Source organism: Niastella vici (assembly GCF_002077945.1).
GTDB classification, from domain to species: Bacteria; Bacteroidota; Bacteroidia; order Chitinophagales; family Chitinophagaceae; genus Niastella; species Niastella vici.
This window is the reverse complement of the sequence record NZ_LVYD01000001.1, coordinates 1-25,382: the sequence shown is the minus strand read 5'-3', so window position 1 is coordinate 25,382 and position 25,382 is coordinate 1. Positions and strand designations below refer to the sequence as shown.

Sequence of the window (25,382 nt, the reverse complement as noted above, 5' to 3'; positions counted from 1 at the left end):
TGAGAGTGACCCACTTTGCTGAAGTTGATAAACTTCTATAATCAGCGGATAGTTTTGGCTACGCCTATCTTGATACCGTACTGGTACAGGTTCTCGCGGATAGGGTATTCTTTGATATAACTCGACAATAACTGATATCGTATCTGCGGACCAACCTGCCATTTCAGGTCGCCGGTTTTATAAGAGATGAATGCTTCCAGGCTGGTATTGACATTCCATTTTCTTACCAGCGACGGTTCGGTTGCATATTTATAATCAGCAGTTAAAAGATAGGTGTTGCGGTTCAGCAGGTAGGTTGGCTGAACGGTTCCGGCAACGCCCACCTGTATTTTTTCATTACCCAGCAGGTTTACTTCGAGGCCTAATGGAACTGATAACTGGAAATACTGGTTATGTAAATTCTCTACAGCATCGCCACCAAAGTTGCGGTAGCGGGTATAGGAAGTGAGCTGACCCGTTACAATGCCGAAATTTGAGTTCAGGGCAATGGTAGCCGGTTCAGAAGTGCTGGAACTATACGCCTGAATATCGTACCGGGCATAGTTGAACAGTAAACCTGTTTTCAGCGTCACTGATTTGTTTACGGCGTACAATATGTTTGAACCCAGTTCGAAACTCAGGGCCGGCTTATGGTTCACCAGCTTTTCAGGATCGCCCGGGATATAAGGCGCGAGTGGTAATGTTTTAACGTCTGAAGGATAGTTGCTGCCCCTGAACGTACGGTAATTCATCGTAGGTGTAAAGGATAGCTGCCAGCTGAGCCTTCTTTGTTTGGGAACATTCAATTCGTACACGGCGCTGTTCTGAAGCCAGTTCAGGCGTTTGCTGTCTTCTTCGGCATTTTGGGTATTGGCGTCGAGTTTTGATTTGTCAATAGCGGTAGAACCCGGTAGTAAGGAGGCCTGGGCCGGAACGCGGGCGGCGGCTGGAGCTAAAGTGGGCTCCTGGCTGCCTTCGTATTGCTCGGTACGCACCTGTTCGGGTTGTGATAATTTTTTAGCCTGCCAGTCATTCAGGTCATACACCGGTGTTTCATTGTTAAATGCCAGGGTATGATTTTCTTCGGGGCCTGTATTCGCTGCAAGAGGGGAAGTCGCGGCTTGATCTAAATTGATCACCACAGCGGTATTGCTTTCGTCGTTAGCAGGATTGAGCACAAACGTTCTTTGTTTGTTGGCTCCGGTGCCGGCTGTTTGTTTGGGATTGCCAAAAGGTACAATAACTGCTTTGGTATTATTGGCGGCTTCTGCTATTTCAGTTGATTTGGAAATGGTAGAAGTTGCATTATTGCCGCTGATTGATTTACTGGCAGATGAAGGAGTGATAAATTCAATAAATGTATAGTAGCCGACGGCACCCAGAAAGAGAATCAAACTTAACCAATACCACTTTCTGTTTGGGTGTAAGGAACGGTGAATGTTTTTCCACACCTTATCAGAAGGATACATTTTATACTGGTCAGCTTTTTCTTTCAGCAGTTCTTCAATATCCTCATTATAGAAACCTCGCTCCATATCATTTGAATTTGTACGGTATGATTTTCATAGGATCATGTATCAGTAATCAGTATAAGTGTGATGTTTTGGTTTATCTTGCTGCAACACCTAACCAATTGATCTTTTCTTTGGGCCGCATAATGATCTTTTTCTTCACCAGTATATCTTCAAGCATTTGCTTGGCCCGGGTATATTGCGAACGGCTGGTACTTTCTTCAATATCCAGCATATCGGCAATTTCCTTGTGCGAATAACCTTCGATGGCATACAGGTTAAGTACCGTACGGTAACCAATAGGTAGTAAACGGATGCATTCCACTACCTGTTTTGCCTGTACTATCGATGGCACCGATTCTTCGCGCACCTGGATGCTGGTTGCATGGATGATGTCGACGCTTTCGTTGAACTTCTTGTTCTTTTTGAGATGGTTGATACAGGTATGAACTATGATTCGCCGTATCCAACCCTCAAATGCTCCTTTGCTCTGGAAGGTGTGTATTTGTGAAAATACCTTGATAAATCCTTCCTGCAACATGTCTTCAGCATCTTCCCGGTGGTGGGCGAACCTGTAACACACAGACAGCATTTTGGGACTGTACCGGTTGTACAATTCCCGCTGGGCAGTTGTGTCGTTACGTAAACAGCCTTGTAAAATGGCGTCGTCGGTCATATTAACCGTTTGGTTGCCCTGTAATTTAGACAATTTTTTGAAGTAATTGCTGCGCTATTTATAAAAAATTGCCTTTTATGAGCAGGAATTTTTGCCCCCGGTTGGCGGTTTCTGCCACTGTTTAGCAGCCAATTGTGTTATACTATATGAGTTTCATCAGTTTATGCATAATGAAGCAAAAAGCGATAAAAGAGGCCTGGCGTGGGTGTGCCGCAGCAGCCCCGATGTGCCCGGGAGCCGCTTCTAATTAATAATCCATAACAAACAGGGGGGCCACCAATAAATCGATTGCTTATACGCGTTATAACCCATGGCGTAAGTTTTGCTGCCTTATATTATCACTTGAGCAACTCCATGAAACTGACCTGCTAACAGTGAAATATTTTCTACAAGGGTTCTAAAAAATAAGTGATTATGGCTAACGAGGAGGAAGTGCACCATGCCGCCACGGCATCCACTATAACCACACATGAAGAGAAAGGGCATGCTGAACATACCCAATCTTTCTGGACCAAATACGTTTTCAGCCAGGACCATAAAATGATCGCCCGCCAGTTTTTGATCACAGGCATGATATGGGCCATCATTGGCGCCGGCTTTTCGGTATTGTTCCGCCTGCAACTGGGTTACCCGGGCGAAAAATTTCCTATTCTGGAAACCCTGCTGGGGCATTGGGGTGAGGGTGGCGTCATTCATCCCGAGTTTTATTATGCCCTGGTCACCATGCATGGCACTATCATGATCTTTTTTGTATTGACGGCCGGGTTAAGCGGCACTTTTGCCAACTTTTTAATTCCCCTGCAATGCGGCGCCCGCGATATGGCTTCTCCTTTCCTGAACATGCTTTCGTACTGGTTCTTCTTTGCGGCCAGCATCGTGATGGTGTCTTCGCTGTTTCTGCAAACGGGACCGGCCAGCGGTGGGTGGACGGCCTATCCACCACTGAGCGCCCTGGGCGATGCCATGCCCGGTTCGCGCCAGGGAATGGATTACTGGCTTATTGCCCTTGCCCTGTTTGTGGTAAGTACTTTGCTGGGGGGCATTAACTATATTTCAACCATCCTGAACCTGCGCACCAAAGGAATGACCATGACCCGATTGCCGCTTACGGTATGGGCATTGTTCTTTACTGCCACGTTGGGGGTGTTGTCGTTCCCGGTATTGCTGTCGGGCTTTATCCTGTTATTGTTCGACCGGCACGCAGGCACCAGCTTTTATTTAACTGATATCTTTCTTAGTTCTACCAATAAAGCCCTGATAAACGAAGGCGGAAATGTTATTTTATATCAGCATCTCTTCTGGTTTCTGGGGCATCCTGAAGTGTACATAATTATTTTACCCGCCATGGGCATTGCATCGGAGGTGATCAGCATTAATTCGCGTAAACCCATTTTTGGTTATTCGGCCATGGTTGCGTCCCTGTTTGCCATAGCGGTATTATCGTTCCTGGTATGGGCGCACCATATGTTCGTTACCGGTATGAACCCATTTTTGGGTTCTGTATTCGTGCTGTTAACCCTGCTGATAGCCATTCCATCGGCCATAAAGGTGTTTAACTGGCTGGCTACCTTATGGCGTGGTAATATCCGGTTTACGCCCGGTATGCTGTTTGCGATCGGGTTTGTAAGCATGTTTATTTCGGGCGGACTCACCGGCATTTGGGTGGGTAATTCAACCATTGATCTGCATGTTCATGATACGTATTTCATTATTGCCCATTTTCACCTCGTAATGGGTGTAGCGGCCATGTTTGGCATGTTTGCCGGTATTTATCACTGGTTCCCGAAAATATATGGCCGGTTTATGAACACCACGCTGGCCTATATTCATTTCTGGGTAACATTCGCCGGGGCTTATTGTATCTTCTGGCCCATGCATTATATGGGCCTGGCAGGTATGCCGCGCCGTTACCTCGATTACTCTAACTGGCAATCGTTTAACCAGTTTGAGGGGCTGAACCGGTTTATCACCATTGCAACGCTCATTGTGTTTGCCGTGCAGCTGTTATTTGTGTTCAATTTCTTTTATTCTATCATTAAAGGCCGCCGTGTAAAAACGCAGAATCCATGGGAGGCCACCACCCTTGAATGGACTACCCCCATTACCGCGCCACATGGTAACTGGGTGGGGGAAATACCCCAGGTGTATCGCTGGCCATATGATTATGATAAAGACGACCGCAGCTTTATACCACAAACAGAGCCGGTTGGGCAGGAAACGGAGGCTGCCGTTAGCAGGAATGATGTTGATTTAACCACGCTGAAGTAAGCGGTAAGAATTTCTGATTTTTAGATTTTGAGATTTCGGGATTTCATAAAGTTCAGCATTTTTATAAATCTCAAAATCCCGAAATCGCGAAATCAGCAATCTTACCTCCTACTTCAGTCTCTTATATCCTCAAAAGTTACAATTTCAGAGAAAACTAACTTATCAGCACATCGCCCGTCATTTCAGGCGGAATAGGCAAATGCATCATGGTGAGAATAGTGGGTGCAATATCGCCCAGCTTGCCGGGTTTTACAGTTCCCTTCCAGTCTTTGTCGATGATAAATAACGGCACCAGGTTCATGGTGTGCGCCGTATTGGGCGTACCATCGCCATTGATCATATAATCAGCATTACCATGGTCGGCAGTTAAGAACACGGTATAACCATGCGCCAGCGCAGCGGTGACCACACGTTCAACACATTTATCAACTGTTTCAACCGCTTTAATTGCTGCTGAAAATACACCGGTATGGCCTACCATGTCGGCATTGGCGAAGTTCAGACAAATAAAATCGGCCGATTCTTTTTCAATTTCCGGTACAATGGCATCGGTTATTTCAACGGCGCTCATCTCAGGTTTCAGGTCGTAAGTTGCCACTTTGGGTGAAGGGATCATGATGCGGTTTTCGCCTTCAAATGGCGTTTCGCGGCCACCGCTGAAAAAGAACGATACGTGCGGGTATTTTTCTGTTTCGGCTATGCGGATCTGTTTCCTGCCATTGTTGGCCAGTATTTCGCCCAGCGTATTGTTCAGGTTGTCGTTCTCAAAGATCACTGATACGTTCTTAAACGTTTTATCGTATTCAGTCATCGTAGTATAGTGCAGCGACAGCTTTTTCATGCCGAATTCGGGCATATCGGTTTGTGACAGCACCTGGGTGATCTCGCGGCAACGGTCGGTACGGAAATTAAAACAGATCACGGCATCGCCATCCTGAATGGTAGCCAGCGGTTTTTGATCCTCGCTGAGAATAACAGTTGGTTTAATAAATTCATCGGTAACATTGGCGGCATACGATTGTTCAATAGCAGCCAGGGCATCGGTTGCTTTTTCACCGATTCCATTTACCAGGGTATCGTACGCCAGTTTAACCCGTTCCCAGCGTTTATCGCGGTCCATGGCATAATACCGGCCACTTACAGAAGCAATTTTACCGGTGGTTTCGTTTAAGTGGCGTTGCAGGTCGGTAACAAAGCCCAAACCGCTTTTGGGATCGGTATCGCGGCCATCGGTAAAGGCATGAATGAATACATCCTGTACCCCTTCTTTGGCGCATAAAGAAACGATGGCTTTTAAATGACTGGTGTGAGAATGCACACCGCCATCGCTTACCAAACCGATCAGGTGTAAGGCTTTTTTATTGTCTTTGCTGTAGCGAAGCGCTTTTAACAAAACTTCATTTTTTGCGAAAGAACCATCACGTACGGCAACATTGATCCGTTGTAACTCCTGGTAAACGATGCGGCCGGCGCCCAGGTTCAGGTGACCTACTTCACTGTTCCCCATTTGTCCATCGGGCAACCCTACCAGTTCGCCGCAGGTTGTTAAAGTTGTGTTGGGATATTTAGCGTACAGCGAGCTTACAAAAGGAGCATTGGCATTCTGAATAGCATCTGAAGATTTAACTTTTCCGAGGCCCCAGCCATCCATGATGACTAATATTGATTTATTACTTGGCATATAACAATGTGATTATGTTTGGTTTGGTATGGGAAGCTGCAAAGGTAAGGCAATGCGGCGGTAGTAGTAATTTTTGGCGTCATTCTTACTTTGGCATATTTTTAGCGAATTTAGCGGTGAAAAGTAAAAATTGCACATTTATGAAAAAGTATCTGGGATTTGCGATTGTAGCCGTTTCGCTGGTCCTGGTATCCTTTGCACCCCTTTATTCTATTGATGACGTAGTAGCTGCTATGCGCACTGGTAATGCCACCCAATTGTCGAAATATTTCGATAGCCGTGTGGACCTTTCTTTACCAGGTAAAAGCGACAATTACAGCAAAAGCCAGGCTGAAATGATCTTAAAGGATTTTTTTGCCAACAATATGGTCAAGAACTTCATCGTAAAACATAAAGGGGAGCAAAACGGTTCCCAGTTCTGCATCGGATTACTACAAACCAAAAATGGAAATTTCCGCACAAAATTCTTTATGAAGCAAAAGGGCGATCAGCAGGTTGTTCAGGAGCTTGGATTTGAGGTTATGGAATAATTTAGTGACTGGTCCTGAACGCGAGTTCGGCCTTCGGCAAATTGAATGAACAGGCCATTTGTGCATTAAGCGCGTGCCCGCCGGGGTGAACAAGGCGAAATGCGGCTTATTGCCAATTGATTACCTTTGCAGTATGCTCACATTCAACGAACAGCTGCATCATTTAATTGACACTGCCCTGCAGGAAGACATAGGCGATGGGGATCATTCCACATTATCTGTTATCCCTGCCGATGCAAAAGGTGTTGCGGTGCTAAAGATCAAACAGGATGGCACCATGGCCGGCATGCAGGTGGCCGAAGCTATTTTCCGCTACAGAGAACCCGGCGTTCAGTTTATTGCGTATAAAAAAGATGGCGACCGCATGGAAGCCGGTGAAAATGCTTTTGAAGTAGCCGCTTCGGTTCATACCATATTACAATGCGAGCGGCTGGTGCTGAATTGTCTGCAACGCATGAGCGGCATTGCCACACTTACCCGTTTATATACCGACCGGTTAAAAGGATATGCTACCCGTTTGCTGGATACCCGCAAAACAACTCCCGGTTTTCGCTTGCTCGAAAAAGAAGCGGTGCGTATTGGCGGCGGCCACAACCACCGCATGGGGTTGTATGATATGATCATGCTGAAGGATAATCATATTGATTATTGCGGCGGGTTGGAAAAAGCTATTGACAGGGCCTATACCTATGTGCAGCAGGTTAAACCATGGTTAAAAATTGAAGTGGAAACCCGCAACCTCGACGATGTTAGGCGGGTGGTTGAATTTGGTAAAGTTGATAGAATTATGTTGGATAACTTTACGCCCGAAATGCTTTTCAGGGCATTGAAGATAATAAACAGGCAGTATGAGACCGAGGCCAGCGGCGGCATAACCCTCGACAATATTACCGAATATGCCGAAACTGGTGTAGATTACGTAAGCGTAGGCGCTCTCATTCATCAGGCAGCAAGTTTGGATCTTAGTTTGAAAGCGGTAATAATCTGATAATTCTATGAGCAAAAAGTATAAACCTGATAACAAAGGCTTCGTATACAGTACCGATCCCAGCTTTAAATTTGAAGAAGAACAGGAAGCGGTTAAAACCCTTTTACCCGAACAACAAAAACTGCGGGTTTGGTTAGATACCAAACAACGCGCCGGTAAAGCGGTTACGCTGATAGTTGGTTTTGTTGGTACAGCCGATGACCTCGAAGACCTGGGTAAAAAATTAAAGAATTATTGCGGAACCGGTGGATCGGCCAAAGATGGCGAGATCATTATTCAGGGCGATCAACGCGAAAAAGTAATGCAGTGGTTGTTAAAGAACGGATATAAGAATAGTAAGAAAGCAGGGTGACCTTTTAACCCCGGCAAGCCGGGGCTCGGGGTGCCACTGCCGGTTTTATACAAGTATGGTTAGAACCTGTGTTGAAAATGAATAAACACAAATAACTATGTACGTTCTGTTATTCCTGTTTGGTGCGGCCGCTTTCGGCTGCTATGTGATAACACTGGTATCATTGGCAATGGGAGTGTGGGAACATGATCGTAGAAAGATCTTTTTCGGGCTCCGCTTCCTGTTGTGGGCTGTGCTGGTATCTATTGCTTTCATGCTGATCTTCTCTACGTTGTTGAACGGGATCGCCAATGAGTTAGGTAAGATCATTGACCAGATATAAAAATGCCGCCCTAAAAAAAATAATAAAAGTACCAACTTGATCACTGTAGTCGCCTTCCTTATTTATGCACTGGGTCTTGCCGGATGCTTCTTTGTTTTGGTGTCTTTATTTTCCTTTGTAACAGGCGCCATTGAAAAGAACCGTAAGAGAATATCTTTTGCCGGCAAAACGTTGTTGTGGGGCATTGGTATTTTGATAGTATGGGTTGTGATTGTTTTTAGTATTTTAAGCAGGATGGGCTGTTAATAAAATAAAAGTAACCATAAAAGAAAACGTCCCGATACATCGGGACGTTTTCTTTTATTGCTTAGATCAAACTTATTGTCCTGCAGCCGAACTATACGATTTCTTCTCGCCCCACATATTCAGTAATTCAAGCGAACAGATCTTGAAGTCGCCGCTTAAGCTTACATACAGTCCTATTACGTCCTGCTGGTTTAATGGATAAGTATCGATGCTTTCAAAACGTACATTGTACTGGTTCACCAGGTTCGTATAAACCGAGCCGGTAGGCCATACCTGCGTACCACGGTTGCTGATATTGACGAGATTGAATTTAACCCCTGCATGACGCTGGCATTTTTTAGCAATGACATCCGGTTGCTCATTGCTTTCAATAAACATATCAACGCCAATGATCTTTTCATTTTCAATTTCTTTCGACTCAAGCATGGTATTCTTTTCCAGCTTCAAAGGAGTGGGGGTACCGGGTTTATTGGCTAATAATTCTTTAGCGTTCAACTGCGGCATTTTGCCAAAATTGCTGATGATGGCATCGGCAAATTCAGTGGTATTCAAACTGGGTTTGTTCTTGTCGCCGAAATCACCGGTGTGCACACCCTGCTCGAGCGTATACAGCAAAGCATTTTCGATGATGGCCGCATTTTCAGTAAGGCCAAGGTGACGAAGCATGGCGAACCCGCTTAATAATAAGGCAGTGGGGTTGGCAATATTTTTACCAGCAATATCAGGCGCTGTACCATGTACGGCTTCAAATATGCAAATATGATCGCCGATGTTGGCGCTTGGTGCAAAGCCCAAACCGCCTACCAAACCGGCACACAGGTCACTTACAATATCGCCCTGCAGGTTGGTTAATACCACCACATCAAAGGTATCGGGGCGGGTAACCAGTTTCATACACAGATCGTCTACAATGATATCATCAGCCTTCAGTTCAGGATATTCTTTCGCCACTTCATAAAAGCATTCCAGGAACAGGCCATCGGTAATTTTCATGATGTTGGCCTTGTGACCACAGGTAATGCGGCGGGCATTTTTCTGACGTGCCATGGCAAATGCATACCTGATCACCTGCATGCTACCGGGGCGGGTAATAAAGCGGCGGCTCAATGCCACGTCGTGGGTGAGCATATGTTCAATACCACCATAGGTATCTTCAATATTTTCACGAACAACAGTAATGTCGATGGGGATGCCGGCTTTTGAGAAAACGGTATCAACGCCATGCAGGGTTTGAAAAACCCGTTTGTTGGCGTAGGTGTTCCAGGTTTTACGGGCAGTAACGTTCACACTTTTAACACCTTTGCCTTTGGGCGTTTCCATGGGGCCTTTGAACAAAATACCCAAACGCTCGATGGTCTGCTGGGCTTCGGGTGTCATACCGTTAGAAAAACCTTTATCGAATACCCATTTGCCCATATCAACCATTTCATATTCGAGGGGCACTTTATTGGCATCAAAAATTTTTAGAACGGCACTCATGATCTCAGGTCCTATGCCGTCGCCTTTAGCCACTGCAATTTTCATGTGATAATTTTTAGTTGTTTTTTTGGCCACATGGAATTCGCCATAAAATTTTCATCGCGGGTTTTGGATTTAAGCTCGAAAATTTTATGGCTCATTTCATGTGATAATTTTTATAGTTTTTGTTTTTAAATCAAAGCCTTCATGGCGCCATCCCGATCGCTGTTAGCTGATTATGATCATAATAATGAACAGGTTATCGTGAAGGTTCCATGTAAAAGAATTAAATATTGGTCGGTGTGCATAAATCCGGGGCAAAATTAGCCATCCACTCCAACAATTCATATTAAAACCTGAATATTTGCTATGGCTGGCTTTTATTTTTGATTATCTTTAAATTCCAAACTGTATTTGTAATGGTTTCAAAGATTTCCGAAGGCATTGAAATAAGTGTCGAAACGTTCTATCAGCCCGATTATTCCAACCCTGTATCGGGCGAATATATGTTTGCCTACCGGATAACCATTGAGAATCACAACAACTTTCCTGTTAAACTGCATCGCCGCCACTGGTATATTATCGACAGCAACGGCACCAACCGTGAAGTGGAGGGGGAAGGTGTGGTAGGTGTTCAGCCCACATTACAACCCGGTGAACGGTACCAGTATGTAAGCGGTTGCAACCTGCGCAGCGAAATGGGTAAAATGCACGGCACCTACCTTATGGAGAATTTGGTGAACAAAACTTCTTTCGACGTAAACATTCCGGTGTTTGAGATGATCGTTCCTTTCAAGATGAACTAGTCTGCAACAATTAAAATAGTAAAAGGCATCCCCAACTGGCGGATGCCTTTTTTATCTGAATTAAATCGAATTTGTATTATGCTTCATTTACGTGTGCCATCTTCTTTAATTGCTTCGTAAGCAGGAACAGGATCAGCGAAGCAATGCCCGCCATACCTACAAATAACATAAAGAAGTCGTACAGGTTAGTCATTTTATAACCCAGGAAGCTGGTGGTTTTGCCGGCTTCGGGATACAGGGCGCTTAATACCCCGGCCAGTTTATTGGCAGCTGCATTGGCCAGGAACCATACGGCCATTAACAAAGAAGCGAATTTGAAAGGCGCCAGTTTATTTACCAGCGATAAACCAATGGGTGATAAGGAGAGCTCACCCCAGGTGTGCAATGCGTACATGCCGGTAAGCCAGATCATACTTACTTTAATACCCGGCTGAACATTCTTCACGCCAAACCCGATCCACAAATAGCCCAGGGCCAACAGCGCAAGACCTATGGCCATTTTAAAGGGAGAAGTTGGTTCGCGTTTGCCCATCTTTAACCATAACCAGGCAAAAACGGGGGCGAATAAAACCACAAACAAGGAGTTCAATGACTGGAACCAACTGGCAGGCGCAGAGTCTTTTTCAACATATTGTTGGCCCTGAGCAAGTAAATAAATATTTCCTGCAACCACAGCCGCTGTAAGAATGAACAGCAGCATATAAAGGGTACCTCTAAGCTGGTTATCGTAGGTTGAACCAAGATTTTTACCCACTTTTCTAAAAAGTGTAACAATATAGAACAGGAAAAGAAGGGATACGGCGACTACTCCCCATACCGGGATCTTTAGCCCAAGATGCCTGTTGGTTTGCTCTTCGGCAAAAAAGGTTAGCGAAGCGCCAGCCTGTTCAAAGGCCGACCAAAAGAAGATCACAAAGAAGGCCACTATAAAAATGACGCCAATACGCTGGCGCTCTATTTTAGTCAACGATTTGTCGGAAAAAATAACGAATGCAATAAATAATACACTGGCTATTAACAGGTAGGTGAGGTAGCTAAATACCCTGGCATCTATGTATAACAGGCCTATCAATAAGGCTGAAAAAAACAACAAGCCGCCCACAATATATACCGGGTTACTGAATTGTTTGGGTGAGTTGGCCGGTACTTCACCTAATGGCAGTCCTTCGGGCGATTTTACATATTTCGACTGAAATGATTTTTGAACAATTACACTGATCAGCATGCCGATACCTGCTACCAGGAATGACCATTTAAAGTCGGCCGGGTTTCCGGTATCGCCCACCAGGCCGCAGATAAAGGGCCCGATAGCGCCACCCACATTAATACCCATATAAAATATGGTGTAGGCCGCATCGATCCTTCGGTCGCCTTTGGGATACAACTGGCCAACCATGGAAGAAATATTGGGTTTGAAGAACCCGTTACCGGCTATCATTAACCCCAACCCGGTAAAGAACAAAATAGAAGATATATCAGGAGCTGATTTATATAAAGAAGCACAGAAGAACAGCACAAACTCACCTATGGCCATAACCAAACCGCCGGCTATAATGGAGCGTTTATTGCCCCAGAACCTGTCTGATATATAACCGCCAACAAGCGGAGTGAGATAAACCAGGGAGGTATAACTGCCATACAGGTTACTGGCAAAAACTTTATCGAACAATAAAGCTTTGGTCATGAATAAAACCAATATGGCGCGCATGCCATAATAGTTATATCGTTCCCACATTTCGGTTGCAAATAAAACATAGAGACCTTTAGGGTGCCCTTTTGTTGGCATAGCCTGTTCAGGAAGTACATCAAGTACATCGGGGTTAATTGTAGCGGTTTGAGACATGTAGTTTTTGTTTTAAAAAATCAAGCAATCGTTGAGCGTAGTATTTATCGGCCTAAAATAGCGATTAATTCCATTCTGCTAAAAAGAGAATGTGTGATAGTTTAGCCAATTTTAGCTTTTTATTAATAGCTATTATCTGCTGTTAATGTACTTCGGTTAGGTTGTGGTTTGGTTGTGGTCGTATTGTGGTAATATTAGATTAACCATTTGTTTACCCCTTAGGTAATAAAAAGGAAATGAAAAGGTAAAGGCAATATTATCCTAACATAATGGGTACCTGAAGAAGGGAGAAGAAAAGCCAACCAGGGGGTAATGAAAAGGAGAAGCGTGGGTAACCGGGAGGTAAAGAATACCTAAGCAGGAGTTAACCAGGGGTAAAGAGATAATTTTGCTGTTGTTGAAAATCAGATGATTGCAAAGCAGATGGGCAGCCAGGAGGTAAACAAGAGGTAAAGAAATCATTCATCGTTTTGGCAATCAATGAGTTGCTTCTGGAGCAAAGAATTAAAATTCACAAATCCCACCACAATACCGAAATTCGCCGCGGCAAAACTACTTCACTATTTATCATGAATATTTTACTCTTAGGCTCTGGCGGCCGGGAACATGCCCTGTCATGGAAACTCGCGCAAAGTAAACAATGTGATCAGCTGTTTATTGCACCCGGTAATGCCGGAACATCGCAGTATGGCACCAATGTTAACCTGTCAAATACCGATTTTGGCGCCATCAAACAATTTGTACTCGAAAAAGGAATTACCCTGCTGGTGGTTGGTCCCGAAGAACCACTGGTAAAAGGGGTTACCGACTTCATTAAAAAAGACAGTGAACTGCAACACGTTGCAGTGATTGGTCCTTCCCGGTACGGCGCCCAGCTCGAAGGAAGCAAGGCTTTTGCAAAAAAGTTCATGATCCGTCATGGCATTCCCACAGCGGCATACCGGGAGTTTGATGAATCGAATTACGAGGAAGGCATACCTTATTTACAGCAGCATCCATTGCCCATTGTTTTAAAGGCCGATGGACTGGCTGCCGGTAAAGGTGTGCTCATTTGCCAGTCGCATGTAGAGGCGGTAGCTGAATACGAGCTCATGCTTCAACACAGCAAATTTGGCGATGCCGGCAAAAAGGTAGTGGTCGAAGAGTTTTTATCGGGCATCGAACTCAGTGTGTTTGTGCTCACCGATGGAAAGGATTATGTGTTGCTGCCCGAAGCCAAAGATTATAAAAGAATAGGTATGGGCGATACCGGCCTCAATACCGGCGGTATGGGTGCGGTAAGTCCGGTACCCTTTGCCGATGCAACTTTCATGGAAAAGGTAGTAGAACGAGTGATAAAACCCACCGTGCGTGGCCTTGAACAGGAAGCCATCGATTATAAAGGATTTATCTTTTTTGGCCTTATTAAGGTAGGTGATGAGCCGTATGTTATTGAATATAATTGCCGCATGGGCGATCCCGAAACCGAAGTGGTGATGCCCCGTCTTAAAACCGACCTGGTCGATCTGTTTATGGCAACGGTGAATGGCCAGCTTGGTACTATAAAAATTGAGCAGGACAAACGCTATGCCTGTACGGTTATGGCGGTAAGCGGTGGATACCCCGGGTCATACGAAAAAGGTTTTGTTATTGACGGGTTGAATAAACCCCTGCATGCCGATAGCCTGGTATTTCATGCCGGTACTGCCCGCAAAGATAGCAATGTGGTCACCAGCGGTGGCCGGGTGCTGGCGGTTACCTCTTATGGCAATACCGTTAGCGCAGCGGTGATGAAGTCGAAAGATGTGCTGCAACATATTTCATTCGAGGGCATGTATTACCGCCAGGATATTGGGTTCGAATTTGAGTAGAACGCGTATGCGGCTGAAACATAGCATTACAAAAACTACATACTGAGAAATTTCTGCTGCATGCAACAAAAACAAGTACACTACAGCGATTACCTGCAATTGGATAAAATACTGAATGCCCAGGTGCTGGAGAGCGATCTGCTGCAACAACATGCCCATGATGAAATGTTGTTCATCGTTATTCATCAGGCCTATGAGCTTTGGTTCAAACAATTGCTTTATGAAGTAGATTCGGTGGCGGCCATCATGCAAAAGCCTGCATTGAACGATAACTCGCCCGAACTGCAAACCGTGGTGCACCGGCTCAACCGCACCGTGACCATCCTGAAGGTGCTGGTACACCAGATCGATATCATGGAAACCATGACACCCATGGATTTTCTCGATTTCAGGGATATGCTGCGCCCCGCTTCGGGTTTCCAGAGCTGGCAGTTCAAACTGGTGGAGGCCAAACTGGGCCTCAAATACCAGCAACGCCATGCCCAGGAATATTATATTTCCCAATTGCGCCAGGAACACATCGACATTATTCGGCGGGTTGAAAGTGAAAAGTCGTTTATAGAACTGCTGAACGCCTGGCTCGAACGCATGCCGTTTTTTGAAGAAGGGGAGAACTGGAAGCATTATAAGCCGGTTTCCGGCGCCCCTGCTGCCGGGGGTAATGATCCCTTTTGGGCCGATTACCGCGCCATTTATTCCGGCGGACTGGCCGAGGCTGAACAAAGCAACCAGCAATATTTTGATACAGTATTTTCTGACGGGTCTTCCCCCGCTCAGGAAGGCCGGCAATTGTCGCCCCGCGCCTGCCGGGCGGCCCTGTTCATTATGTTATACCGTGGTTATCCCATTCTGCAACTGCCTTTTCAACTGCTGAACAGCCTGCTGGAGATTGATGAGCAACTGAGCACCTGGCGCTACCGGCATATGAGCATGGTACACCGCATGATAGGCACCCGCATTGGCACAGGCGGCAGCACCGGCCGCGATTACCTGAAAGGTGCGTTAGACAAACACTATATTTTCGCCGAAATAGCCCGGCTTACCAGTTTCCTCATTGAAAGAAGAAAACTGCCAGTATTAAGTCCTGAAATGGAAAAGAGACTGGGTTTTGTTGGGTGAGGCAGATGCCAGTTACCAGTTGCCAGTTACCAGTTGCCAGGTCCCGGAAACTGGTAACTGGTAACTAATTAAATCTTCCGCCTTTGAGATCTTCCTGAAAGGGTGCCTCTCATTGCTTGATTGTTAAATGGTTATTACTAAAGTTTCCAATTTTCAGCGCTATTTCATTACGCCTCACGAAGCCGCCCGAGGTTCACTATTGCCACCAGCGTCACCATCACTGAAAAAAGGAACACATACGCACTTCCAACACCGCTCCACAAAAAGCCGGCGATGAGGCTGGCCAGCAGGCTGCTGACGCTTTCAAGTGAAGTATAAAAACCAATGGCGGTGGCCGTGTTTTGATCGTGCGCCATATTGGTTATCCATGCTTTGGCAATGCCTTCTGTAGCCGCAGCATACACACCATAAATAATGAAAAGTGTATAAACCAGCAAGGGCGAAGTAATAAAAGCAAAACCGCCATACACCACCACAAACAGGCATAACCCAAACAGGAATACTTTTTTCTTCCCCATACTATCGGCCACAACGCCCATGGGATAAGAACTTAAGGCATAAACTACATTATACAGAATATACGCAACAATGGCGGTGTGGTCGTTATGCGCAACCTGTTTTGCCTTCAGCAACAGGAACACATCTGAGCTGTTGGCAATGGCAAACAGGGCGAGGCCGGTCACCAATCGTTTATAGGGTGGCGTGGCAATTTTCCAGTAAGCGAAAAAAGAGAAAAAGTTACCGCGCGCCAGGGTGCTGGCGGGTTGTTTTTGTTCGCGCAGCAAAAAGATCAGCATTACCGAAATAAGACCGGGAATAAAGGCCAGGTAGAAAATACTGGTATAACCGCCCGGATAATAATACAACCAAATAAGGGCGAAAACGGGGCCCAGCACGGCTCCCAGCGTATCCATGCCGCGATGAAAACCAAAGACCCTCGCCTTGGTTTCGCGGGTAGCTTCTTTTGAAAGAAGTGCATCGCGGGCGGCGGTTCGAACCCCTTTGCCCAGCCGGTCGAGCGTACGGGCAAAAAATATCCACAATTTGAAAGCGGCAACAGCCAGCATTGGTTTCGAAAGGGCGCTGAAGAAATAACCGGTTTTCACGAAGGGCAACCGCAGTCCTTTTTCATCGCTTAGCTTGCCAAAATAACCTTTACTGATGCCGGCTGTAAAACCTGCCACGCCTTCCAGCAAGCCGATCCAGGCAACGCTGAAACCAATTTCCTGCAAATACAGCGGTATCACGGGGTACAGCATTTCGCTGGCAACATCTGCAAACAGACTTACCAATGACAAAATCCACACAGTTCGGGTAATAATACGCATAGCGGAAGGATGTCAATTATACGGCGGCAGCATGAAAGTAAGTAAAAAACAGTGCGGTAACAGCGGGTAATTTTTCGGGAAAATGAGCTATTCAACCAGTGCGAAAAACAGGTTGAAAAACAATTTAAACAATAAGCTACAATTAACGTTTCAGTATAACGTTAGTTTAATAACTTTTCCACCGTTTCAATACTTCAGAAAAGGTGTTGATACGATGAAAAAGATATAATACAGAATAGCAATACACAGCCTTCCGCGCCGGAACTGTAGCGGAAAGCAGCAGCTACGATAAGCGAATTTTGTACCAGAAAAAAAATACTTGATCCAGTAAAGGTTGTGCTTTGTTAATTCGAATTATTTGCTTCAATTTTGCATGCATTACATTCAATCCAAAATCTGACCTTCTAAATGGGCTTATTCAACTTTTTCACCCAGGAGATTGCAATCGATCTGGGCACTGCCAATACCCTAATCATACATAATGACGAAGTAGTGGTGAATGAACCGAGTATTGTTGCGCTGGACCGAAATAACCCCAAAACGGTTCTGGCAGTAGGGAAACGGGCGTTGATGATGCATGAAAAGACCCATGAAAGCATCCGCACTGTTCGTCCGCTTAAGGACGGTGTAATTGCCGATTTCAACGCGGCTGAATTAATGATCCGGGAAATGATCAAAATGATCTATCCCAAAAAGCCTTTGTTCCCCCCAAGCTGGCGGATGATGATCTGCATACCCTCAAGTATTACGGAGGTAGAAAAAAGAGCGGTGCGCGATAGTGCCGAACAAGCCGGCGCCAAAGAAGTTTACCTTTTGCACGAACCCATGGCTGCCGCCCTGGGTATTGGCATTGATGTAGAAGAGCCGGTTGGTAACATGATCATCGATATTGGTGGTGGTACAACGGGTATTACCGTTATTGCCCTGGCCGGTATTGTTTGTGACCAAAGTATCCGTATAGCCGGGGATGAATTTACAGCCGATATCATGGAGGCCCTGCGCCGTTATCATAGCTTGCTGATCGGTGAACGCACTGCCGAGCAGATCAAAATAAACATTGGTGCGGCCATGAAAGACCTGGATAACCCACCAGATGATATTCCGGTTAACGGCCGTGACCTGGTTACCGGTATTCCTAAACAGATCATGGTTAGCTACCAGGAAATTGCCGAAGCGCTCGATAAAAGCATCTTTAAGATCGAAGAAGCCATTTTAAAAGCGCTCGAAATGACCCCGCCCGAGCTGGCTGCCGATATTTACAGACGCGGTTTATACCTTACCGGTGGTGGCGCCTTGCTGCGGGGTTTGGATAAACGCTTAAGCCAGAAGATCAAATTACCGGTGCATGTGGCCGATGATCCTTTAAAAAGTGTTGTACGCGGAACTGGCCTGGCATTGAAGAATTATGATCGCTATCCATTTGTAATGCGTTAGTAATTTTCAATTTTAACATTGACTTACAGGCATTAGGGCCGGTATTTGTAATGTGTTTTAAAAATTCTGCAGGTGCGTAATATTTTTCTCTTCATCAGGAGGTACTTTAATTTTGTATTCTTCGTGGTGCTGCAGGTTGCGGCCCTGTACATCCTTTTTCACTATAATAAGTTCCATGAAGCCGTTTTTTCGAATGTAGCCAATGAATTAACCGGCAACATTGGCGGCAAATACAATAACGTTACCTATTATTTCCATCTTAAAAAGACCAACGACGACCTCGCCAAAGAAAACGAGGAATTGCGTAACAAGCTGCTTTCCAATTTCGAACGCCCCGACACTACCCAAAAAATGATGCAGGATTCCATTCCTTACGATACCCTGGGGCATCATCGAAAATACCTGTACCGCGAGGCCAAGGTGGTTAACAATACAGTAAGCTTACCCAATAATACACTTACTATTGCCCGGGGCGAAAACCAGGGCGTGCAAAAGAATATGGGCGTAATTGGCCCCACCGGCGTGGTAGGGGTAGTTATTAACACCAGTGCTAATTATGCAGTGGTAATGAGCCTGTTACATCGCCAGTCGAAAGTATATGCCAGTCTTAAAAAGACCGGAGAAACCGGTTATGTGTTTTGGGATGGCAATAGTCCATTATATATAACCCTGAAGAACGTGCCTAAAAGCGCCCCGTTGGCCAAAGGCGATTCGGTGGTTACCAGCCAGTACGCTTCGTACCGTTTTCCGCAAGGAATATTGATTGGCACTGTAATGGATATAGTTGACGACAAAACCAGCAGTTTTTACACCGTACGGTTAAAACCGGCTACCAACTTTTTTAATGTGCAGTATGTTACCGTAGTTGAAAACCTGGTGAAAGACGAGCAGGCAAAGCTGGAAGAAGAAACCAATAAAATAAACCAATGAGTGATCTGGTACGTAATACGATTCGGTTTGTATTGTTTATTCTGGTACAGTATTATGTACTGTTTCAGATACGGCCGCTGCATCAGTTTGTAGTGCCGTACGTATACTACCTGTACGTACTTTGGTTACCCTTCAGCATGGGCCGTATGAGCCTGATGCTGGTAAGTTTTCTGTTTGGCTTAACCCTTGATTATTTTACCCAAACCCCCGGCCTGCATGCTGCTGCCTGCGTAATGATCGCATACCTGCGTGGGTTTGTAGTGAACATCCTGATACCCCAGGAAGGCGCCGAACAAAACTATAAATCGCCATCTCCCGTGAGCATGGGATGGGCCCCTTATGCAGTTTATGTATTGGTGCTCACGCTGCTGCATCATATTTACCTGGTATTTCTCGAATGGCTGCAATTTGGCTCCTTCCTCTTTTTCCTGGGAAAAGTGGTGGCAACCAGCGGTATCAGCCTGATGCTGGTGCTCATAACCGAGCTGCTGTTCTTCAGAAAGGAGAAGTTCAGGACCAATACAGCCTAGGCCGAAGGCCCTGTGTTGCAGTGCTCAAAAAGAATTAACTTCGCTTACAATAATTTATTCAATTTTTCTTTGGTAATTAGTGCTGTAACGTACTTTAAGTCCTATGTCTGTATTTAACCAGTCAAGAAGTAATATAATTCGCCTGATATTCCTTGGACTCTTCCTCATTATCATAGTTCAGTTATTCAATTTGCAGGTCATTCAGGGCAAGTATAAACAACTGGCCATGGATAATGCGGTGTTTGCCAAGACCAGATATCCCGACCGGGGTATCATTTATGACCGGAAGAACCGGCCAATCCTCAACAACACCATCATGTACGACCTGGTGGTGGTGCCCAAGGAAGCAAAAAAGACCGATACCTTTGGCCTTTGCGAGATTCTCGGAATTGATACCGCTGAATATAACAAGCGTATTAAAGAGGCCAGTTTTAAGAACGGCCCCTATCGTCCTTCCATATTTGAAGATCTGTTGGAACCGCAGCTGCAGGCCCGGCTCGATGAGAACATCTGGAAGTTCCCCGGCTTTGCGCTGGTTGAACGTCCGGTACGCGTATACCCCTTCAATGCTGCAGCGCATATTATGGGTTACATTGGGGAAGCCGACTCAACCATCATTAAGCGTTCGGGTGGTTTTTATCACATGGGCGACTATGTGGGCCGCAACGGGTTGGAAGCTTATTACGAACGGGTGCTGATGGGGCAACGCGGGGTAGAGTTCCTGTTGAAAGACAACAAGAACCGGCTGGTGGGTAATTATGAAAAAGGCCGTTACGATACACCGGCTATCCGGGGCCGTAACCTGCATACCTATATCGATGTTGAACTGCAGCAGCTGGCCGAAAAACTGATTTCGGGTAAACTGGGCGCCGTAGTAGCGCTTGACCCCAAAACCGGTGGCATATTGGCCATGGCTTCGGGTCCTAATTACGATCCCAACACCTTAACGGGTCCCAATAAGCAAAAGAATTATGGCCGCATGGTGCTCGATGTTAAAGCTCCGTTGCTGAATCGAGCCATCCAGGGCTTTTATCCGCCCGGTTCTACTTATAAACCATTGGGTGCATTAATTGGGTTAGATGAAGGCGTTATTACACCGGCCAGTGGTATTGGCTGCACCGGCGCCTATTACGGTTGTAATAAGGTGGTTCACTGTACAGAGCATTGGCAGGGGCACTCGGCCAATTTGCGCTTATCCATAGCCTGGTCGTGCAACTCGTTCTTTTCTGATGTTTTCAGGAAAACGATTGATAATCCTGAATATCATAGTTCCCGCGCCGGACTTATACAATGGACAAATTATATGCATAAGTTTGGTTTGGGGCATCGCATTGGCGTTGACCTGCCCAGCGAAATTGGCGGCAATGTGCCCGATACCACACAATATGATAAGGAATATCACCGGTCGTGGAACTCCTGTACCATGGTTACCATTGGTATTGGCCAGGATAAGCTAACTGTAACGCCGTTGCAGATGGCCAACTCAATGGCCATCGTTGCCAATAAAGGCTATTATTATATTCCGCATTTTGTAAAGAACATCGAGAACGAAACTGAAAAGGATACCTTGCTGAAGAAATACCGTGAGAAACATGAAGTATTGACCCATATTCCAAACGATGTGTATGACATTGTGCAGGAAGGTATGCAGGATGTGGTAGATCATGGTACGGCGCAGGTGGCACGCATACCGGGTATAAATATGTGCGCCAAAACAGGTACCGCCGAAAATAAGACTGTGCTCGATGGCAGGGTGATACAATTAAAAGATAACTCCATGTTCGTTTGTTTTGCGCCCCGCGAAGATCCCAAGATCTGTGTGGCAGTAGTGGTGCAGAACGCCGGTTTTGGAGCTAGCTGGGCTGCGCCGATAGCGTCATTGATGGTAGAAAAATATTTGACCGATTCAATCAGGGCAGAAAGATTGCCTGAAATAAAACGCATTGCGGAAGCCAACATCATTCCTGATTACTTTGAAAGGTTACAATATAAAACTGATTCTGTGCGGGCCTATAAATGGTTTAATCTCACGCATGACAGCGACTATATTAAAAAGTATTTGCCCCGTCGCTCTGCGAAAAAAGAGAACAGGGCACCAGCCCCTGTAGCTATGAAACCCGAAAAGGATAAGATGATCAATGAGAATTTATATGCAAAACGATCAACGACCGATAAAAGAAATCCATGAACAACCAGCGTAATCCTACCATTTCGAAAGGGGTTGATTCAACCCTGATCTGGCTTTATTTACTCCTGGTTGCGATCGGGTTAATGAGTATATTTTCAGTAACCTATCGGGAAGGAGATGATGTACTGCGCAGTTTTCTGAACTTTAAAACAGAATACAGCAAACAGCTGATCTTTTTTGGCGCCTCGCTTTTGTTGGGATTGTTCATCCTGCTCACCGATAGTAAATTCTTTACCGCTACGGCTAATATCTGGTATGCGTTCGGTGTATTGCTATTGTTGCTGGTGTTTCCCTTCCATAGCAATGTACGAGGTACAGAATCTATTATCAAGTTAGGTGGTTTCAATTTGCAACCAGCCGAGTTAATGAAGTTGTTTGTGTGCCTGGCCCTGGCCAAATACCTGTCGCGGGTAGAAACTGATTTTAATAAGACCAGCTCACACCTCATGGCGGCCGGTATTCTGCTGCTGCCTGCCCTGATCACCATTGCCCAGCATGAGACCGGATTGGCGCTGGTGTTCTTCGCCTTTTTCCTGGTGATGTTCCGCGAAGGGTTACCTGCCGGTTACCTGGTAATTGGGTTTTCACTGGCTGTGCTGGTGGTAGCTACCCTGCTGGTTGATAAAAACATCCTGGCTGTTATAATATTGATAATTGCCTTGCTGACCATTTATTTTGGCTGGCGGTTTACGCGTCAGCGCCGGGAATTGATCATTATTGTAAGCCTGGTAACAGTTACCTGCGTGGGCGTGCAGCGTTTTGCCGTACCATTTATATTTACCCATGTTTTAAAAGGATATCAGGTTGAACGCATATTCTCGCTCATTGGCCGCGAAAACCCCTATGCAAAATTAAATACGGTAAAAGGGGATGATGAACCTGTCGATAAAAAAGGGAAAGACACGGACTACAACGTTCGGCAAAGCAAAATTGCCATTGGTAGCGGTGGTTTTGTAGGGCGCGGCTTTTTAAAAGGCACGCAAACCCGTTTCGAATTTGTGCCCGAACAGCGTACCGATTTTATATTCTGTACCATCGGTGAAGGCTTTGGCTTTTTGGGATGTTTGGGCGTGTTGGGCATCTATATATTTTTATTATTGCGCATTGTAAATATTGCCGAGCGGCAGCGAAGCGTGTTCAGCCGGTGTTATGCATATGGCGTAGCTTCTGTTTTCTTCTTCCATATTGCTATCAATATTTGTATGACCATAGGTTTGGCGCCGGTGATCGGGATCCCATTGCCATTTATAAGCTATGGCGGTACCTCGCTGTTGTCATTCACTACCATGCTGTTTATTTTGATAAGGCTCGATGCCGACCGGCAAATGGTGTTGAGATAATGACTGCTTGCCCGCACGATTAATAAATAAGATCATGAAAGTTATTCCGCTGAGTGAAGGCACGTTTACGATTGACAAGACAAAGCAATTTGTTCCTTTTGATACTGATAAAGATGATCTGCAGCAACGTCCCGTAGGAAGTTTGCTGGTAGAAATTCAACCCTTTGTAGTTATTACTTCTGAAGATGTTCTGTTGTTGGATACCGGTTTGGGTTTTACCAATGAGAATGGCCGCCTGCAATTGCACCAGAACCTGATCGATAATGGAATTAATCCCGGTGAGGTTACCAAGGTGCTGATGACCCATTTGCATAAAGATCATTCCGGCGGCGTAGCCATTGGCTCCGGGAAAGACCGTACGCTCAGCTTTCCGCAAGCCCGCTATTATATACAGAAACAGGAAATGGAGTATGTATATGAGAAAGGTTTTCCCTCTTATATACCCGAAGAGCTCGATTGTTTAAAAGATGCGCCCCAGGTAACCTGGCTCAATGGCAATGGCGTAATTGACGGCTATATCAAATATGAAATAACCGGTGCGCACAGTAAATATCACCAGGCGTTCTGGATCGTTGATGGCGGCGAAACCGTATTCTTTGGCGGTGACGATGCCCCGCAACTACAGCAAATGCGCAGCCGCTTTGTGGCCAAATATGATTATGATGGTAAAAAAAGTATGGAACTGCGTCAGCAGTGGTGGCAACAGGGAGAAAAAGAAAGATGGAAGTTTTTGTTTTATCACGATGTGAAAAATCCGACCTGGGAGTTTTAAAAACAAAAAAGGCCTGCCCTGGAAAGAGCCGGCCATTGCTAACCTATGAAAAACACCTAGTTTAATCAATTATTTCTGAAAGGCTTTCTGTTCTCCATGCGCTGCATCCGGCGTTCCATGAGTTCCTTCTGCAGGCCGGTGCTGAATTCTTTTTCAGCTTTAAAGAATGTATTTACTTTTTCGGAAGACAGGGCTTTGTTAAACTCGCCATTGTACTTCTTACGAATATTCAATAATTTCTCTTCTGTAGGTAATTCACCTTCCTGGTTCTGGCGGGCATCGATCCTGGTTTTTTTGATCTCATCCATATACTGGTTGTATATAGGCCAGAACCGCTGCGCTTCCTCTGTGCTCAGGTTTAATTTTTTAGTGATATAGGCGATCTTCAACGCTTCAATGCGGCCGCCGTTCGGTTTATCGCCGCCCTCGTCCTGCGCAACGGAAACAACCGATACGCCCAACGCCATTAATAATATGAGTATAATTTTTTTCATGACTTCTTAGTTCGTTTGAATGTTTTTTTCTGAGCTGTACTTTTCGAGATATTGCTGCAGGTCAGCATCAGTTACATCGGCCAGCATATCTTTCATGTTATTGGCACCTAATTCTTCAACTGCTGGCGTAGCGGCTGCAATAGCTGTTTCTGCAGGCGCAGCTGTTTGATTCTCGAGGTATTTTTCAAGCATATCATCACTGATGCTATCGAGATCGGCAGCTGCGACAACGGTTTTTTCATCGCCACCTGGTTTAACCCCTGTATGGCCGAAGTACAACCAACCGGCAGTAACCACAAGCCCTGCTACAACTGCGGCTGCTGCATACCGTATTACCCGGCGGGTAAAGCTCATTGATACAACTTTAGCTGGTTGCTGCGCTTTGGCTGCCTGCAGTACCTGGCCTGGCAGTTGTTCAAAATAACCGGCCGGCACTTCATACACCTGTATTTCTTTAAGGCTGTTCATTACAGGCGACAGGTTTTCGAGTGCGCCATTTACAAAGTCAATGGCCTGCGCGCCGGCAACTGCATTTTCGCTCAGCTCACTAAAATAACCTGCCGGTGTACTGAAGGGCATTTTTTTGCCAAGCTGGCTGAGAACAGGTGATAATATTTCCAGTTCTTCCGAGGCATTATCTGCGGCTGTTGCCTTAACCCGCTTAAGAATGGCAGCCGGTAAATTATCGAAATAGCCTTGTGGAACTTCGTAAGGATTGTTGTTCGCCTGTTGTAAAG

Annotated in this window: 23 protein-coding genes; 14 read left to right on the top strand and 9 right to left on the bottom strand. The window is 45.6% G+C overall.

The window, feature by feature from the left end; genetic code table 11:
• Positions 1-41 precede the first annotated feature (41 nt).
• Entirely contained in the window at positions 42-1,514 is a 1,473-nt protein-coding gene (locus A3860_RS00115) for a hypothetical protein (protein ID WP_081144511.1), read from the bottom strand.
• A 73-nt stretch (positions 1,515-1,587) separates the two neighbouring features.
• Positions 1,588-2,199 (bottom strand): RNA polymerase sigma factor, encoded by a 612-nt coding sequence (locus A3860_RS00110; RefSeq protein ID WP_245843438.1) that lies wholly within the window; start codon positions 2,197-2,199, stop codon positions 1,588-1,590.
• Between the two features lie 381 nt (positions 2,200-2,580).
• On the opposite strand from A3860_RS00110, the gene A3860_RS00105 reads away from it, so the two are divergent.
• Entirely contained in the window at positions 2,581-4,434 is a 1,854-nt protein-coding gene (locus A3860_RS00105; protein ID WP_081144509.1) for a cytochrome c oxidase subunit I, read from the top strand.
• 154 nt (positions 4,435-4,588) lie between these two features.
• On the opposite strand, the gene gpmI is transcribed toward A3860_RS00105, so the two are convergent.
• The gene (gpmI, locus tag A3860_RS00100; RefSeq protein WP_081144508.1) at positions 4,589-6,115 is read right to left on the bottom strand and encodes a 2,3-bisphosphoglycerate-independent phosphoglycerate mutase; all 1,527 of its coding nucleotides are present in this window, start codon (positions 6,113-6,115) and stop codon (positions 4,589-4,591) included.
• 14 nt (positions 6,116-6,129) lie between these two features.
• Between gpmI and A3860_RS00095 the strand changes: the two genes are divergently transcribed.
• The 4 genes from A3860_RS00095 to A3860_RS00080 all read left to right on the top strand — a co-directional run bounded on the left by A3860_RS00095 (position 6,130) and on the right by A3860_RS00080 (position 8,307).
• Entirely contained in the window at positions 6,130-6,645 is a 516-nt protein-coding gene (locus A3860_RS00095) for a DUF4783 domain-containing protein (RefSeq protein ID WP_081144507.1), read from the top strand.
• Positions 6,646-6,778: 133 nt separating this feature from the next.
• Positions 6,779-7,633, top strand: coding sequence for a carboxylating nicotinate-nucleotide diphosphorylase (gene nadC, locus A3860_RS00090; RefSeq protein WP_081145132.1), 855 nt, complete (start codon positions 6,779-6,781; stop codon positions 7,631-7,633).
• A 7-nt stretch (positions 7,634-7,640) separates the two neighbouring features.
• Positions 7,641-7,985, top strand: coding sequence for a translation initiation factor (locus A3860_RS00085; protein WP_081144506.1), 345 nt, complete (start codon positions 7,641-7,643; stop codon positions 7,983-7,985).
• A gap of 97 nt (positions 7,986-8,082) precedes the next feature.
• A complete protein-coding gene (locus A3860_RS00080) occupies positions 8,083-8,307 on the top strand; it encodes a hypothetical protein (RefSeq protein WP_081144505.1) in 225 nt (74 codons plus the stop codon).
• Between the two features lie 62 nt (positions 8,308-8,369).
• On the opposite strand, the gene A3860_RS42015 is transcribed toward A3860_RS00080, so the two are convergent.
• Positions 8,370-8,492 (bottom strand): hypothetical protein, encoded by a 123-nt coding sequence (locus tag A3860_RS42015; RefSeq protein ID WP_262497264.1) that lies wholly within the window; start codon positions 8,490-8,492, stop codon positions 8,370-8,372.
• 133 nt (positions 8,493-8,625) lie between these two features.
• Entirely contained in the window at positions 8,626-10,077 is a 1,452-nt protein-coding gene (locus A3860_RS00070; RefSeq protein WP_081144503.1) for an isocitrate/isopropylmalate family dehydrogenase, read from the bottom strand.
• A 353-nt stretch (positions 10,078-10,430) separates the two neighbouring features.
• Here A3860_RS00070 and apaG point away from each other — a divergent pair, with 353 nt between their 5' ends.
• Entirely contained in the window at positions 10,431-10,817 is a 387-nt protein-coding gene (apaG, locus tag A3860_RS00065; protein WP_081145131.1) for a Co2+/Mg2+ efflux protein ApaG, read from the top strand.
• A gap of 76 nt (positions 10,818-10,893) precedes the next feature.
• Here the strand turns inward: apaG and A3860_RS00060 are convergent, their stop codons facing one another.
• Positions 10,894-12,660, bottom strand: a complete 1,767-nt coding sequence (locus A3860_RS00060; RefSeq protein ID WP_081144502.1) for a peptide MFS transporter — start codon at positions 12,658-12,660, stop codon at positions 10,894-10,896.
• A 569-nt stretch (positions 12,661-13,229) separates the two neighbouring features.
• Here A3860_RS00060 and purD point away from each other — a divergent pair.
• Positions 13,230-14,510: a phosphoribosylamine--glycine ligase gene (purD, locus tag A3860_RS00055; protein WP_081144501.1), complete on the top strand. Its 1,281-nt coding sequence runs from the start codon at positions 13,230-13,232 to the stop codon at positions 14,508-14,510.
• 60 nt (positions 14,511-14,570) lie between these two features.
• Entirely contained in the window at positions 14,571-15,629 is a 1,059-nt protein-coding gene (locus A3860_RS00050) for a tryptophan 2,3-dioxygenase (protein WP_081144500.1), read from the top strand.
• Positions 15,630-15,796: 167 nt separating this feature from the next.
• Here the strand turns inward: A3860_RS00050 and A3860_RS00045 are convergent, their stop codons facing one another.
• Positions 15,797-16,957: an MFS transporter gene (locus A3860_RS00045; RefSeq protein WP_081144499.1), complete on the bottom strand. Its 1,161-nt coding sequence runs from the start codon at positions 16,955-16,957 to the stop codon at positions 15,797-15,799.
• A 408-nt stretch (positions 16,958-17,365) separates the two neighbouring features.
• Here A3860_RS00045 and A3860_RS00040 point away from each other — a divergent pair, with 408 nt between their 5' ends.
• The 6 genes from A3860_RS00040 to A3860_RS00015 all read left to right on the top strand — a co-directional run bounded on the left by A3860_RS00040 (position 17,366) and on the right by A3860_RS00015 (position 24,151).
• Positions 17,366-18,391, top strand: a complete 1,026-nt coding sequence (locus A3860_RS00040; RefSeq protein WP_014223005.1) for a rod shape-determining protein — start codon at positions 17,366-17,368, stop codon at positions 18,389-18,391.
• 72 nt (positions 18,392-18,463) lie between these two features.
• Positions 18,464-19,321 carry a rod shape-determining protein MreC gene (mreC, locus tag A3860_RS00035; RefSeq protein WP_081144498.1) on the top strand — a complete coding sequence of 286 codons (858 nt, stop codon included), beginning with the start codon at positions 18,464-18,466 and terminating at the stop codon, positions 19,319-19,321.
• A complete protein-coding gene (locus tag A3860_RS00030) occupies positions 19,318-19,851 on the top strand; it encodes a rod shape-determining protein MreD (RefSeq protein WP_081144497.1) in 534 nt (177 codons plus the stop codon). Before mreC ends, A3860_RS00030 begins: the two co-directional genes overlap by 4 nt.
• Before the next feature lie 103 nt (positions 19,852-19,954).
• Positions 19,955-22,039 carry a penicillin-binding protein 2 gene (mrdA, locus tag A3860_RS00025; protein WP_081144496.1) on the top strand — a complete coding sequence of 695 codons (2,085 nt, stop codon included), beginning with the start codon at positions 19,955-19,957 and terminating at the stop codon, positions 22,037-22,039.
• Entirely contained in the window at positions 22,036-23,379 is a 1,344-nt protein-coding gene (gene rodA / locus A3860_RS00020; protein WP_081144495.1) for a rod shape-determining protein RodA, read from the top strand. Before mrdA ends, rodA begins: the two co-directional genes overlap by 4 nt.
• A 34-nt stretch (positions 23,380-23,413) precedes the next feature.
• Complete coding sequence (locus tag A3860_RS00015) at positions 23,414-24,151, top strand: MBL fold metallo-hydrolase (RefSeq protein ID WP_081144494.1); 738 nt, start codon at positions 23,414-23,416, stop codon at positions 24,149-24,151.
• Positions 24,152-24,216: 65 nt separating this feature from the next.
• Here A3860_RS00015 and A3860_RS00010 read toward each other — a convergent pair whose 3' ends face one another.
• Positions 24,217-24,645 carry a hypothetical protein gene (locus A3860_RS00010; RefSeq protein ID WP_081144493.1) on the bottom strand — a complete coding sequence of 143 codons (429 nt, stop codon included), beginning with the start codon at positions 24,643-24,645 and terminating at the stop codon, positions 24,217-24,219.
• 6 nt (positions 24,646-24,651) lie between these two features.
• A partial coding sequence (locus A3860_RS40850; RefSeq protein WP_158085101.1) for a hypothetical protein occupies positions 24,652-25,382 on the bottom strand: 731 nt, incomplete at its 5' end.